This window comes from Palleronia salina, from assembly GCF_900141995.1.
In the GTDB taxonomy this organism is placed as follows: domain Bacteria; phylum Pseudomonadota; class Alphaproteobacteria; order Rhodobacterales; family Rhodobacteraceae; genus Palleronia; species Palleronia salina.
In genome coordinates, this window is sequence record NZ_FQZA01000003.1 from 328,977 (window position 1) to 343,240 (window position 14,264).

Annotated in this window: 13 protein-coding genes; 5 read left to right on the plus strand and 8 right to left on the minus strand. The window is 67.9% G+C overall.

The features are described 5' to 3' along the window. Positions 1-19: 19 nt before the first annotated feature. From BUB76_RS06950 to BUB76_RS06965, 4 genes are all read left to right on the plus strand, one after another. On the plus strand, positions 20-808 hold the full coding sequence (locus tag BUB76_RS06950) for a transporter substrate-binding domain-containing protein (RefSeq protein WP_175550275.1): 789 nt from the start codon (positions 20-22) through the stop codon (positions 806-808). After that, the gene (locus BUB76_RS06955; protein ID WP_073128025.1) at positions 809-1,576 is read left to right on the plus strand and encodes an amino acid ABC transporter permease; all 768 of its coding nucleotides are present in this window, start codon (positions 809-811) and stop codon (positions 1,574-1,576) included. Positions 1,577-1,640: 64 nt separating this feature from the next. Then, a complete protein-coding gene (locus BUB76_RS06960; RefSeq protein ID WP_073128026.1) occupies positions 1,641-3,668 on the plus strand; it encodes a M3 family metallopeptidase in 2,028 nt (675 codons plus the stop codon). A 75-nt stretch (positions 3,669-3,743) separates the two neighbouring features. Continuing rightward, a complete protein-coding gene (locus BUB76_RS06965) occupies positions 3,744-4,835 on the plus strand; it encodes a mandelate racemase/muconate lactonizing enzyme family protein (protein WP_073128027.1) in 1,092 nt (363 codons plus the stop codon). 48 nt (positions 4,836-4,883) lie between these two features. Here the strand turns inward: BUB76_RS06965 and BUB76_RS06970 are convergent, their stop codons facing one another. The 3 genes from BUB76_RS06970 to trxB all read right to left on the minus strand — a co-directional run bounded on the left by BUB76_RS06970 (position 4,884) and on the right by trxB (position 9,613). Next, positions 4,884-6,935: a bifunctional sulfate adenylyltransferase/adenylylsulfate kinase gene (locus BUB76_RS06970; protein ID WP_139250803.1), complete on the minus strand. Its 2,052-nt coding sequence runs from the start codon at positions 6,933-6,935 to the stop codon at positions 4,884-4,886. A 169-nt stretch (positions 6,936-7,104) separates the two neighbouring features. Continuing rightward, the gene (locus BUB76_RS06975; RefSeq protein WP_073128029.1) at positions 7,105-8,604 is read right to left on the minus strand and encodes a malonate--CoA ligase; all 1,500 of its coding nucleotides are present in this window, start codon (positions 8,602-8,604) and stop codon (positions 7,105-7,107) included. Between the two features lie 7 nt (positions 8,605-8,611). Further along, on the minus strand, positions 8,612-9,613 hold the full coding sequence (gene trxB, locus BUB76_RS06980) for a thioredoxin-disulfide reductase (RefSeq protein ID WP_073128030.1): 1,002 nt from the start codon (positions 9,611-9,613) through the stop codon (positions 8,612-8,614). A 179-nt stretch (positions 9,614-9,792) separates the two neighbouring features. Between trxB and BUB76_RS06985 the strand changes: the two genes are divergently transcribed. Next, positions 9,793-10,293 (plus strand): Lrp/AsnC family transcriptional regulator, encoded by a 501-nt coding sequence (locus BUB76_RS06985; protein ID WP_073128031.1) that lies wholly within the window; start codon positions 9,793-9,795, stop codon positions 10,291-10,293. A gap of 76 nt (positions 10,294-10,369) precedes the next feature. Here the strand turns inward: BUB76_RS06985 and BUB76_RS06990 are convergent, their stop codons facing one another. The 5 genes from BUB76_RS06990 to lgt form a co-directional block, all read right to left on the minus strand. After that, a complete protein-coding gene (locus BUB76_RS06990; RefSeq protein ID WP_084140576.1) occupies positions 10,370-11,137 on the minus strand; it encodes a Hint domain-containing protein in 768 nt (255 codons plus the stop codon). Positions 11,138-11,225: 88 nt separating this feature from the next. Continuing rightward, the gene (locus BUB76_RS18250; RefSeq protein ID WP_269085817.1) at positions 11,226-11,351 is read right to left on the minus strand and encodes a hypothetical protein; all 126 of its coding nucleotides are present in this window, start codon (positions 11,349-11,351) and stop codon (positions 11,226-11,228) included. A gap of 125 nt (positions 11,352-11,476) precedes the next feature. After that, positions 11,477-12,235, minus strand: coding sequence for a peptidoglycan editing factor PgeF (pgeF, locus tag BUB76_RS06995; protein ID WP_073128095.1), 759 nt, complete (start codon positions 12,233-12,235; stop codon positions 11,477-11,479). Beyond that, positions 12,225-13,301, minus strand: coding sequence for a class I SAM-dependent methyltransferase (locus tag BUB76_RS07000; RefSeq protein WP_073128032.1), 1,077 nt, complete (start codon positions 13,299-13,301; stop codon positions 12,225-12,227). Before BUB76_RS07000 ends, pgeF begins: the two co-directional genes overlap by 11 nt. Next, a complete protein-coding gene (gene lgt / locus BUB76_RS07005) occupies positions 13,298-14,188 on the minus strand; it encodes a prolipoprotein diacylglyceryl transferase (protein ID WP_073128033.1) in 891 nt (296 codons plus the stop codon). Before lgt ends, BUB76_RS07000 begins: the two co-directional genes overlap by 4 nt. Positions 14,189-14,264: the final 76 nt, after the last annotated feature.

A 14,264-nucleotide genomic window follows, 5' to 3' on the forward strand; every position in this document is an offset into this window, starting at 1 on the left:
GCCATTCAGGAGAACGCCCATGAAATCCGTGATTCTTGCCGCCGCCCTTGGCGTGCTCGCCATCCCCGCCCTTGCCGAGTCGCACCTGCCTGACCTGGACGGGCGCGAAGTCGTCGTCGTGACCGAAAACGCCTATCCGCCGCTGCAATACATCAAGCCCAGCACGGGCGAGGCGGTGGGCTGGGAATACGACGCGATGGCCGAGATCGCCGAGCGCATCAACATCGACGTCAGCTACGAGAACACGAGCTGGGACGCGATGATCCCGGCCATCTCGAACGCGCAGTACGACATGGGCATGACCGGGATCACCATCCGCGACGACCGGGCCGAGGTGGTGGATTTCTCGGATCCCTACATGCGCTCGGAAATGGTGATGCTGGTGGCCGCGGGCGAGGATCGGTTTTCCTCGGCCGAGGAATTCGCCGCGAACGAGGACCTGCTGATCGGCACCCAGCCGGGCACCACGCCCTTCTACGTGGGCATTTACGAGGTGCTGGACGGGTACGAGCAGAACCCCCGCATGCGCCTGTTCGAGACCTTCGGTGCGGCGGTGCAGGCCCTGCGGATCGGCGATATCGACCTGGTTCTGACCGACGGCACGGCCGGGCAGGGCTACGTCGCGGCCTCCAACGGTGCGCTCGAGATCATCGGCGAAAAGCTCGGGACCGAGGATTTCGGCTTCATTTTCCCCAAGGGCAGTGACCTTGTCGCGCCGATCAACGCCGCCATCGCCGACATGCGCGAGGACGGGACGATCGAGGCACTGAACCAGAAGTGGTTCATCGACACGCCCCTGGGCCAGTAGGTGCAAACGCGCGGCGACTTTCCGTGGTGGCTGGTCGCCGCCTCTGCCCTCGGGCTTTATTTCCTGTGGCGGATCGTCTCGGACGATCTGTATTCGCAGGTCCTGACGACCCTGTCGCGGGGTGTGGCGATCACGCTGTTCGTGACGGTCGTGGGCTTCGCGCTGGCATCGCTGCTGGGCCTGCTGCTGGCGCTGGGATCGACGGCGCGCTGGCTAGTGGTGCGGCAGGCCGTGCGCTTCTACGTGGAGATCGTTCGCGGCATCCCGATCCTCGTGCTGCTGCTCTACGTGGCCTTCGTGCTGGCGCCGTTCCTGGTCGAGCTTTGGAACCTCATCGGCCTGCCCGAGGCGCGCACCCGTGACTTTCCGCTGATCTGGCGGGCCATCCTCGCGCTGGTGATCGGCTATTCCGCGTTCATTGCCGAGGTGTTCCGCGCCGGATTGCTGAGCGTCGATCCCGGCCAGATCGAAGCGGCCAAGGCGCTGGGGCTGAGCTCGTGGCAGCGGTTCCGGCTGATCGTGCTGCCGCAGGCGATCAAGACGATCCTGCCGCCGCTGGGCAACGACTTCATCGCGATGATCAAGGATTCCAGCCTCGTCTCGGTGCTGGGCGTGCTGGACATCACGCAACTGGGCAAGGTCACCGCCGCTGGCAATTTCCGCTATTTCGAGACCTACAACGTCGTGGCGTTCCTGTACCTCGCCATGACCATCGGGCTGTCGCTGCTGCTCAGACGGCTCGAGCGGCACCTGAACCGCAAGCCCTGACGGGGTAGCCAAGCGGCGCGTTGCACCATAGCTCTTGTCACAGACCCCGATCAGGAGCCGATACGTGAAGAACCCCCTATTGCAAGATTGGACCACGCCGTACGAGATGCCGCCCTTCGGCGACATCACCGACGATCACTTCGAAGAGGCGGTGGATGCCGCGCTGGACGAGGCGCGCGCCAACGTGGCCGCCATCGCCGACAGCGACGCGGCCCCGACCTTCGCCAACACGATCGAGGCGCTGGAGCGCGCGGACGAGACGCTGGGCCGCGTGCTGGGCGTATTCTACACGCTGGCGGGCACCGACGCGAACGACCGGCGCGAGGCGCTGAGCCGCGCATTTTCGCCCAAGCTGTCGGCCTACGGATCCGAAATCGCGTCGAACGCGGCGCTGTTCGCGCGGATCGAGACGCTGTGGCAGGACCGCGACACGCTGGACCTGACCGACGAGCAGGCGCGCCTGCTGTATCTGACCCGCCGGTCCTTCGTGCGCCGCGGCGCCGAGCTGGACGGCATCGCCAAGGACCGACTGGCGCAGGTCATGCAACGGCTGGGCGCGCTGGGCGTCCAGTTCAGCCAGAACCTGCTGGCCGATGAACGCGAATGGGTGATGGAACTGGGCGAGGACGACCTGGACGGGCTGCCCGAGTGGCTCGTCGAGGCCGCGCGCGCCGCGGGCGAGGAGAAGGGCCGCAAGGGACCGGTCATCACCCTGTCGCGGTCGCTGATCGTGCCGTTCCTGCAATTCTCGTCCCGACGTGACCTGCGCGAGGCCGCCCATAGCGCCTGGACCGCGCGCGGCGCCAATGGCGGTTCCACCGACAACCGGGACATCGCCGCCGAGATCCTTGCCCTGCGCGAGGAACGGGCGGGATTGCTCGGCTATGACAGCTTCGCCGAATTCAAGCTCGAGACCGAGATGGCGGGCACGCCCGAGGCGGTGCGTGACCTGCTGATGAAGGTCTGGGAGCCCGCGCGCGCCAAGGCGGTCGAGGACCAGCAGCGCCTGTCCGCGATGATGCACAATGATGGCGTCAACGGCGAGCTCGAGCCTTGGGACTGGCGATATTACTCGGAAAAGCGCCGCGCGGAGGAACACGATCTCGATGACAGCGCGCTGAAGCCCTACCTGCAACTCGACCGGATGATCGAGGCGGCGATGGATTGCGCCAACCGTCTGTTCGGGCTGGAATTCGCGCCGGTGGACGTGCCGCTTTACCACCCGGATGTCCGCGCGTGGGAGGTCACGCGCGACGGGCGGCACATGGCCATCTTCCTCGGTGACTATTTCGCGCGCGGGTCGAAGCGGTCGGGTGCGTGGTGTTCGGCCATGCGGTCGCAGCAGAAGCTGACGGGCGACATCCGGCCCATCGTGATGAATGTCTGCAACTTCGCCAAGCCGCCCAAGGGCAAACCCGCGCTGCTGAGCTATGACGATGCGCGCACGCTGTTTCACGAGTTCGGCCATGCCTTGCACCAGATGCTGTCCGACGTGACCTACGAGTCGATCAGCGGCACCAGCGTGGCGCGGGACTTCGTGGAGTTGCCCAGTCAGCTTTACGAGCATTGGCTGGAGGTGCCCGAGGTGCTCGAGAAATACGCCACCCACGCCGAGACGGGCGAGGCGATGCCGCGCGAGATGCTCGACCGGCTGTTGGCCGCGAACACCTACGACATGGGGTTCAGCACGGTCGAATACGTGGGCTCGGCGCTGGTCGATCTCGAGTTCCACGCCGGCGAGGCGCCCGAGGATCCCATGGCGTTCCAGGCCGAGGTGCTGGACGGGATCGAGATGCCGCGCGCCATCGGCATGCGCCACGCCACCCCGCATTTCGCCCATGTGTTCTCGGGCGACGGGTATTCGTCCGGCTACTACAGCTACATGTGGTCCGAGGTGATGGACGCCGATGCCTTCGCCGCCTTCAAGGAAGCGGGCGGGCCCTTCGACGCCGAGACCGCGCAGAAGCTCGAACGTCACATCCTCAGCGCCGGCGGCAGCCAGGACGCGCAGGAGGCCTATGTCGCGTTTCGCGGGCGGATGCCCGGGGTCGATGCGCTGCTGAAGGGCAGGGGACTGGACGACGCGGCCTGACGGCGGGGCGGTAACGGCTCTGGTGCGCGGTTCGCCGCGCGCCTAGGCTTCCCCGAACGCGCGAGGGAGGCCGCCATGACGAAGATCACCGGGGTCGACGCCCGCCTGTACAACATCCCGCTGGACGAGGTGCTGGAGGACGCCAAGCACGGCGCCCACAGCCATTTCCACCTGGTCACCGCGACCGTGCGGCTGGACGACGGCTCGGAAGGGACGGGCTACACCTATACCGGCGGGCGCGGCGGCCATTCCATCCTGGCGATGATCGAGCACGATCTCGCGCCGTGGCTCGTCGGGCAGGACGGCGCGGACCCCGAGGCCCTGCATGATGCCATGCAATGGCACATGCATTACGTCGCGCGCGGCGGGGTGGCGAGCTTCGCGATCTCGGCCGTGGATATCGCGCTGTGGGATGCGAAGGGGCGGCGCAGCGGGCAATCGCTGTTGCAGATGGCCGGCGGGCACGCCGACCGCTGCCATGCCTACGCGGGCGGGATCGATCTGAATTTCACGCTTGAGAAATTGCAGCGCCAGACCGAGGGCTACCTGTCGCGCGGCTTCACCGCCATCAAGATCAAGGTCGGGCGTCCGGACCTGGAAGACGACGTGGCGCGGTTGACCGCCATCCGCGCGATGCTGGGGCCGGACCGTCCGCTTATGGCCGACGCCAACTATGCCCTGAGCGTGGACGAGGCCATTGCCGCCGCGCGCGCGTTCCAGCCGCTGGATCTCATGTGGTTCGAGGAGCCGACGATCCCCGACGACTACAAGGGATACGGGCGCATCGCGGCCGAGACGGGCATGCCGCTCGCCATGGGCGAGAACCTGCACACGATCCACGAGTTCGAATACGCCTTCGCCGAGGCGGGGCTGAGCTATGTGCAGCCGGATGCCAGCAATTGCGGCGGGATCACCGGGTGGCTGCGGGTCGCCGCGCTGGCCAAGCGGCATGGCATCCCGGCCTGTTCCCACGGGATGCAGGAACTGCACGTGAGCCTCGTTTCGGCCCAGCCCAACGCGGGCTGGCTCGAGGCGCACAGCTTTCCCATCGACCGCTACACGCATCGCCCCCTGGCACTGGAGGACGGGCTGGCGGTGGCGCCGGACGTGCCGGGCATCGGGGTCACGTTCGACCGCGAAAAGCTTGCGGCGGCCCACGAAGCGTAGGCCGCCGCGGCGTTCATCGGGCCGGCGGGATCACCGGCCCGGGCCGGTTCAGGCGGCGATCAGGCCCATGGCTTCCAGCTTCAGCAGGACCTGGTGGGCGCAGTTGTCGACATCCACGCTTTCGGTATCCAGCCGCAGCTCGGGGTTCTTCGGCTCGTCATACGGGTCCGAGATGCCGGTGAACTCCTTGATCTTGCCTTCGCGCGCCAGCTTGTAGAGCCCCTTGCGGTCGCGGCGCTCGCATTCCTCCAGCGACGTGGCGACGTGGACTTCCACGAAGGCGCCGAAGGCCTCGATGTCCTCGCGCACCGCCCGGCGGGTGGCCGAATAGGGCGCGATGGGCGCGCAGATGGCGATACCGCCGTTCTTGGTGATCTCGGACGCGACATAGCCGATGCGGCGGATGTTCAGGTCGCGGTGTTCCTTCGAGAAGCCCAGCTCGGAGCTGAGGTTCTTGCGCACGATGTCGCCGTCCAGCAGCGTCACCGGGCGGCCGCCCATCTCCATCAGCTTGACCATCAGCGCGTTCGCGATGGTAGATTTGCCGCTGCCCGAGAAACCGGTGAAGAAGACGGTGAAGCCCTGCTGCGAACGGGGCGGCGACGTGCGGCGCAGTTCCTTCACCACCTCGGGGAAGCTGAACCACTCGGGGATTTCCAGGCCTTCGCGCAGGCGGCGGCGCAGCTCGGTGCCCGAGATGTTCAGGATGGTGACGTTGTCCTTGTCCGCGATCTCGTCCGCGGGCTCGTACTGGGCGCGTTCCTGCACGTAGACCATGTGTTTGAAGTCGACCATCTCGATGCCCATTTCGTCCTGATGCTCGCGGAACAGGTCCTGGGCGTCGTAGGGGCCGTAGAAGTCGTCACCGGCCGAGTTCTTGCCGGGGCCCGCGTGGTCGCGGCCGACGATGAAGTGGGTGCAGCCATAGTTCTTGCGGATCAGCCCGTGCCAGACAGCCTCGCGCGGGCCGGCCATCCGCATGGCCAGCGGCAGCAGCGACATGGTGGTGGTGGCGGCCGGGTACTTGTCCAGCACCGCCTCGTAGCAGCGCACGCGGGTGAAGTGATCGACGTCGCCGGGCTTGGTCATGCCCACGACGGGGTGGATCAGCAGGTTGGCCTGCGCCTCGCGCGCGGCGCGGAAGGTCAGCTCCTGGTGGGCGCGGTGCAGCGGGTTGCGCGTCTGGAACGCCACCACGCGGCGCCAGCCCATCTTGCGGAAATAGGCGCGCAGCTCGTTCGGGGTGTCGCGGCGGGCCTTGAAGTCGTAATGCACGGGCTGCTGGATGCCGGTGACGGGGCCGCCCAGGTACACGGCGCCGGCCTTGTTGTGCAGGTAATTCACGGCCGGGTGCGCGTCGTCATCGGCGCCGAATACCTTCTCGGCCTCGTGCGCCTTGTTGGGCACCCACTTGTCGGTGACGGTCATGGTGGCGAGGATCACGCCTTCCTGGTCGCGCAGGGCGATGTCCTGGCCCAGCTCGATGCCGTCGGCGAATTTCTCGGACACGTCCAGCGTGATGGGCATGGGCCAGAGGGTTCCGTCGGCCAGCCGCATCGTGTCGACCACGCTGTTGTAATCCTCTTCGCCCAGGAAGCCCTTCAGCGGCGCGAAGCCGCCATTCATCAGGAGTTCCAGGTCGCAGATCTGGCGCGGGGTCAGATCGTGGCTGGTCAGCTCGCCCGCCTCGGTCTTCAGCTTCTGGGCGCTGTCATACGACACGAACAGTTCGGGGATGGGGGACAAATTGCTTTGCATGGGAGAAATCCTGTTGAGGTTCGGGACTAGCTTGCTGGACGCGCCCGTGAGCTCGGCGTGGAGCGCGTCGTATTCTGCGAATTTGCGGGCGAGGAAGAGATCGGTGAGCCGGGACTTTTCCGCCGCCCCTTTCGCGGTAAGGCCATAGGCGACCCGCTGGCGCCGGTCGGCGCTGTCGCGCTGGTCGAGGCGGATGAAGCCCCGCGCGATGGCGTCCTTGATCTGGGCGTTGAGTCGGCCAAGACTGACCCCGAGCGCCGCCGCGGTGGCCCGCTGGGACGCGGCAGGGGCAAGGTCCAGCTGCCGGAGCAGTTGGAACAGCGCCGCATCGGCGTCGGTCATCAGGGGCTTAGTTGCGGTGGGCACGGGCGACTCGGAAGTTCGTTCACGATTGAACGCATACGCAGGAATGTACGTTCAATAAAGAACAAACTTCAGTCGGGCCGAAATCACCGGAGTCCTGCCGCGCGCAGGGAACCGGTGCCGCGCCGCGTGCCCGATTGTTTCCCGCTCAGCCCTCGGCGGCGCGATTCCGCAAGGCCGCCTTCTGCACCTTGCCCATGGTGTTGCGCGGCAGGGCGTCGATGACGGCGTAGCGCGCGGGGTGCTTGTAGCGGGCCAGCCTGTCGCGCACCGTCGCCTCGATCGCCGCGATGTCCGGCCCGTCGCCCTCGGGCACCAGGAAGGCCACCGGCGTTTCGCCGAAATCGGGATGCGGTGCGCCGACCACGGCGGATTCAAGCACGCCGGGTTGGCGGTCGAGCAGGTCCTCGAGCTCTTTCGGATAGACGTTATAGCCGCCCGAGATGATGAGATCCTTCGCGCGGCCGACGATGGTGACGTAGCCGTCGGCATCTTGCGTCGCCAGGTCGCCGGTGATGAAGAAGCCGTCCTCCCGCAGCTCTCCGGCGGTCTTCTCGGGCATCTGCCAGTAGCCCTTGAAGACGTTCGGGCCGCGCACCTCGATGACGCCGGTTTCGCCCACAGGCACGACGTCACCCGTCTCGGGATCGCAGATCTTCAGCTCGACCCCCGGCAGCGGCAGGCCCACGGTGCCGGCCCGACGGTCCCCCTCGTAGGGGTTCGAGGTGTTCATGTTCGTCTCGGTCATGCCGTAGCGTTCGAGGATGCGGTGTCCGGTCCGGTCCTCGAACCGGCGGTGGGTCTCGGCCAGCAGCGGCGCCGAGCCCGAGATGAAGACCCGCATTTTCGCCGTCAGCTCGCCGTCGAAGCGGTCGTCGTCCAGCAGGCGGGTGTAAAAGGTCGGAACGCCCATCAGCGCCGTGGCCCGCGGCATATGGGCGATCATCGCATCGATATCGAAGCCGGGCAGGAAGATCATCGAACCGCCCGCCAGGAGCGTGACGTTGGTGCCGACGAACAGCCCGTGGGTGTGGAAGATCGGCAGCGCGTGCAGCAGCGTGTCCCCCTGAGAGAAGCGCCAGTGATCGACCAGCGTGCGCGCGTTCGAAAGCAGGTTGTCGTGGCTGAGCATCGCGCCCTTGGACCGGCCCGTGGTGCCCGAGGTGTAGAGAAACGCGGCCAGGTCGTCCGGGCCGCGCGTCACGGTCGCGAAACTGTCGGGCGCGGCGTCTGCGCGGCCCTGCAGCGTCCCGCCCGTGGCCCCGAGCGTCAGCAGGCGCACGCCGGCGCCTTTGGCCATGGGCGCGAGCGCGTCCGCGCTATCGGGGGCGCAGACGAAGACGCGGGCGCCGCTGTCTTCGACGAAATAGGCAAGTTCGTCGGCGGTGTAGCCGGTGTTGAGCGGCAGGAAGATCAGGCCCGCCTGCGTGCAGCCCGCCATCAGCGCCAGCGTGTCCGGCAGCTTGGGCAGTTGCAGCGCCACCCGATCGCCCGGCGCAAGGCCGAGGTCGGTCAGGGCGTGGGCGAATTGGGCCGCGCGGCCGACGAAGGCGGCGTAGCTGATCGTTCCGCCATCGGGCAGATGCAGAAAGGGGGCCGCGTTGTCCGCGTGCCCCCCGTAAAGCGCGTCGTAGAGCGTATTGGCCATGGCCGGATTACTGCGCCGGGACTTCCGCGCCGTAGCCGAGCGGATTGGTCTCGACCTTGCCGCTGTCCTCGCCCTGCGCTGCCAGGAAGCGCTCGGCCTCGAGCGCGGCCATGCAGCCCATGCCGGCGCTGGTCACCGCCTGGCGGTAGACGTGGTCGGTCAGGTCGCCCGCGGCGAAGACGCCGGGAATCGACGTCTCGGTGCTGTCGGGCTTGGTGACGACGTATCCGCCGTGATGGGTGTCGAGCTGGTCGGCCACCAGCTCGGACGCGGGCGCGTGGCCGATGGCGATGAACACGCCCGTCACCGGCACCTTGGTGATCTCGCCCGTTTCCACATGCTTGGCCGCGACGCCCTCGACGCCCTTGGGGCTGTCGGCGCCGTAGACATGGTCCAGCTGATGGTCCCACAGAACCTCGACCTTGGGGTGGTTCAGCAGGCGGTGCTGGAGGATCTTCTCGGCCCGCAGGGTGTCGCGGCGATGGATCAGGGTCACCTTGCTGGCGAAGTTGGTGAGGAACAGGGCCTCCTCCACCGCGGTGTTGCCGCCGCCGACAACGGCGACCTCCTGCCCGCGATAGAAGAAGCCGTCGCAGGTGGCGCAGGCCGACACGCCGAAGCCCTTGAACTCGTCCTCGGACGGCAGGCCCAGCCACTTGGCCTGGGCGCCGGTGGCGAGGATCAGCGCGTCGGCGGTGTAGACGTCACCGCTGTCGCAGGTGGCGGTGAACGGGCGCTTGGACAGGTCGACCGAGGTGACGTAGTCCGACACGATCTCGGCGCCGGTGTCGCGGGCGTGGGCTTCCATCCGCACCATCAGGTCGGGCCCCATGATCGACGACTCGCCCGGCCAGTTCTCGACATCGGTGGTGATGGTCAGCTGGCCGCCCGGTTGCAGGCCCTGGATCAGCACCGGGGCGAGCATCGCGCGTGCGGCATAGACGGCGGCGGTGTAGCCCGCGGGCCCCGAGCCGATGATCAGAACTTTTACGTGGCGGGTGTCGGCCATCGGAACGCTCCTGCGGATCTGTGGTTTACAGGGATATAGGCGCAGACCGGTCGGGCCGAAACCCCCGGCGTCGTTCGGCAGGTGACGCGAATGTGCCGAATAATGTTGCGCGCTCTTGAAATAATATTGCGCCGAGCGTAAGGCAAACGTAAGTCTCAGAAAATAGCGGCGAGGATGACATGGCCGGGCACAAGCTTGACGCGATCGACCGACTGATCCTTGCGGAATTGCAGGCCGACGGGCGCATGACCAATGTCGAACTGGCCAAGCGCGTGGGCATTTCCGCGCCGCCCTGCCTGCGCCGGGTGCGCACGTTGGAAGAGCAGGGCTTCATCAAGGGCTACCACGCGAAGGTCGATTCGCGGGGCCTGGGGTTCGAGGTGCAGGTCTTCGCCATGGTGGGTCTGCAAAGCCAGGCCGAGGCCGACCTGTCGGCTTTCGAGGCGCGCTGCCGCGATTGGCCGCTGGTTCGCGAATGCCACATGCTGAACGGCGAGGTCGATTTCATCCTGAAATGCGTGGCGCCCGATCTGTCGACTTTCCAGGCGTTCCTGACGTCGCAACTGACCAGCGCGCCGAACGTGGGCAGCGTGAAGACATCGCTGGTCATCCGGGTGGCCAAGGACGCGCCGGGCGTGCCCTTCGACGTGCTGGAAGATCGGTTGGCGCGCACCGCCTGAGGCGGGCCGTTCCCCCAAAGACAAAGGGCCGACGCGTGGCCGGCCCTCGATCCCTAAACGAGTAGATTTCAGGGCGTCAGGCGGCCACCAGGTCGGCCACCTGGTGTTCGGCGAGCCGTGTCATGGCGAGCTTGCCGAAATCGCGGGCCGAGTTCAGGTGCGGGAACATCGACATGTAGAAGCGCTGCATCTCGTGGCCCATGGCGGGGTCTAGCGTGCCGGGATGCACGCTTTCCAGCTCGATCCCGTTGACCTTGAAGGTCACGTGCCGCGCGAAGCCAAGGTGATAGCACTGCACCGCGGACAGGGGCGTGATCTGGATGACGCTTTGCCCGTCGACCAGCCCCCCGATGGGGACCAAAGCCTCGTCCGCGCCGATCAGCGATTGCAGCACCGAGCGGCGGGTGACGATCCGGGCGGCCGTGCCCAGGATCAGGTCGGGCGTCGGGCGACCCACCCCCAGCGCATCCACCGGCAGACGGTAGAGCGGTTTGCCCCGCGCGCCGGGAAGGACGGTGTGACTGCCCACCCAGGCCAGTTGCATGACGCCTTTCTCGGTCACGATCTCGAGCCCGGGATAGGCATCCTCGACCGCGATGGGCCCGTTCGGCGTGTTCAGCAGCGCGCCGCGCACCAGCGCGGTGAAGGCCTGCGTGAACAAGGGCACCTGCGGCCCCATGCGCACGAAATCCTGGACCTGTCCCGCGCTGTCGAGCCACGCCACCTGGTAGCGCTGGGTCAGCGGCGGCATGATCTGTTCGGGCGCGGTCTGGCGCCGTACCGTCCACGGCTTGTTCGAGGGCGGAAAAGCGTGCGGCGGCGTATTGGTGTCGAGGCTGGCCATGAACCCTCCTGGCTGTTGTCGGACGCCGCGACAGGCGCGGGCAACGGTCGGGATGAAAACGCCGCCCGGCGGGGCGGCGCGTCGGGCCTCAGGCGCTGGCGCGCAGGGCGGGGACCACCTTGCGGTCGCTCCGGGCGCCGCGCGCGAACGCGGGCGTGGGCTGAGGCTTCTTGGATTCGGCGATGGCGGCGGCGAGCCAGCGGCGCTTGGTCATCTGGGGCATCCTTTCAAGTGGCTCATCGAGCCGGTTTGCCTTGAAAAGATGCGGGTCAATTGGGGCGGTTTCTGGACGTCTGGGCGACCATTCGGCGGTGAGACCGTGCCGTCCCGTGCGCCGTGTCAGGCCCGGATCGCCGCGATCAGGCGGCCGTAATCGGCCTCCTGCCGGTGCGTGGAGCGGCGATACGAGAAGAAGCGCAGCGGGTCTGCATAGGTGCAATGGCGCACCCATTCGGCCTGGCCCACCCCTGCGCGGCGCAGCCGCCAGAGCCCGTATCCCGGCAGGTCGAACTGCATCCTGTCGCCCGCGCCCGCGGCGAAGAAGCGCTGCGTCTCGGGGGCGTCGGCGGTGATGTCGTCGAACATCTCGGGGCCGACCTCGTAGGATGCCTGGCTGATGCTGGGGCCTATGACGGCGGCGACCCGTTCGCGCCGGGCGCCGGCCGTCTCCATGGCGTCGAGCGTCGCCTCGATCACGCCGGACAGCGCGCCGCGCCAGCCGGCATGGGCCGCGCCGACGACCCCGGCCTCGGGGTCGCCCAGAAGGATCGGCATGCAATCGGCGGTCAGCACGCTGATGGCCCGATCGGGACGGGTGCTGACGATGCCGTCGGCCTCGGGCGGGGCTGTCGGGTCGACCTCGTCCACATGCACGACGCGCGGCGAATGGACCTGGTGCACCCCTGTCAGCGCCGGTGGCGCCACATCCATCGCGTGGGCCACGCGGTCGCGGTTGATCCGCACGATATCGTGTTGGTCGGACGAGCCGTACCCGCAGTTCAGCCCGTGGAACACGCCCGACGACGCGCCGCCCGCCCGGGTGAAAAAGCCGTGGCGGAAGGGCTGCAGCAGGTCGGAGGTAAGGATTTCAAGCGTCATCTGGCACGAAGGGATCAAGACCGGGAGGCGGACCCGCAGCATCGTGCAAGGCCATCACCTTGAAAAGGGTGCCCATCTCGTCGGGGTGGGTCAACCGCCTGTGCGCGGCCACGTGGGTGTCGAGCGCCTCGCCGGTGAGACCACGCGCCAGCGATTGCGCCCGGGCGGTGATGCCCAGCCGCTCGAGCCAGACGCCCTGCGGCACCGCCGCAGTCGCCGCGCAGGGGGCCGCGTCCGCCAGTGCCCCGAAATCCACATGCGCGGTCAGGTCGGCCTGACCGGGGGTGGCGAGCGGATCGACCTTCTGATGCGCCCGCAGAGCCTGGAACGTGTCCCCCAGTGATCTTTCCGACCCGTAATCGACGATCAACGCCGCGCCGCCGTGGTCTGCCACGTGGCCACCGATCTCGGCCGCAAGCGCTCGGGCGGGTCCGCAGGTCTCGACCATGTCGCCGTCGGCCGTGTCGTCGAGGCGCGGCGCCAGGTCCGCCATGGGCGCGGGGTCGCTGAGACCGAAGCCCAACGCGCCGTCGCGCACCGCGACCAGCCGTTCCCGCCACAGGTCGCCGTCGCGCAGGAACTGGCGGACGGGCAGGGCGTCGAACAGCTCGTTGGCGACGAGGAAAATCGGCTTGGGCGGAACGTCGGACAGGGTGTCGATCCACTCCATGGCCGAATCCTTCAGCGTTTCGGCCTGCGCGGCGCGCAGACGGGGGGATCCCTCGATCAGCAAGACCTTCACCCGGTCGCGAAAGCCGGGCACGCCACGCGTGGCGCGCAGGAGGTCCGCCATCAGCGTGCCGCGCCCGGGTCCAAGCTCGACCAGCACCGCCTCGGGGGCGCCCCGGTCCAGCCAGGCCTGGGCCAGCGCGAGTCCCACCAGCTCGCCGAACATCTGACTGATCTCGGGCGCGGTCACGAAATCGCCCGTGGCGCCCAGCGGATCGCGGGTGGTGTAGTAGCCGTGCTCGGGGTGCATCAGGCAGGCGGTCATGTAGTCCGCCACGGTGATCGGCCCGGTGGCGTGGATCTGGCGGACGAGACGCTCGGCCAGCGGTGTCGTCATGCGGCCGCCCGCGTCCGGGCGCGCAGCCAGAAGGCCGCACCCAGCGCCACCATGGGCAGCGACAGGAGCTGTCCCATCGAAAGGCCCGCAGCGCCGATCTGCACCACGTATCCCATGGGGTTATCGGGTGTGATGAACTGCGCGTCGGCCTGGCGGAAGAGCTCGACGAAGATGCGCGCCGCGCCGTAGCCCATGAGGAACAGCCCCGTGACCTGGCCCGGCCGCTTCAACCAGCGCCGCGCGAACACGGCCAGCAGGATCAGTCCGCCCAGGACGATCCCCTCCAGCCCCGCCTCGTAGAGCTGCGAGGGGTGCCGCGCGCAAGGGCCGGTGACGCCCGGGCAATCCTGCGCGGCGGGGCCCGGGAAGATCACGCCCCAGGGCAGGTCGGTGGGCCGCCCCCACAGCTCGGCGTTGATGAAGTTGGCGATGCGCCCCAGCAACAGGCCGGGCGGCGTGCCGAGCGCCAGCAGGTCCAGCACCGACATCCACGCCATCCCGTTGCGCCGGGCGAACCAGGCGGCGCCCGCCGCCATGCCCAGCATCCCGCCGTGAAACGACATGCCCCCCTGCCAGATCGCGGGGATCTGCGCGGGGTTCGCCAGGTAATACCCGGGCTGGTAGAACAGCACGAAGCCCAGCCGCCCGCCGACCAGGATTCCCAGGATCACGGCGGTGATCAGGTCCTCGACCCGGCCCGGTTCGATCGGCGCGCGATTGCCGGCCCACAGGTGGTCGCGCCGCACGGCCATCACCGCCAGTCGCCAGCCCAGCAGGATGCCCACGACATAGGCCATCGCGTACCAGCGCAGCGCGAAGGTGAACCCGCCCAGGTCGATCGAGAAGATCTCGGGCGAGATGTCGGGGAAGGGGATCGCGAAAACCATGGCCGGTGTTGAGCCCGCGGGTGCGGGAAGTGTCAAGGTTGAGAATCCGCGCGGCCGGGGCCATATCGGGTGAAAG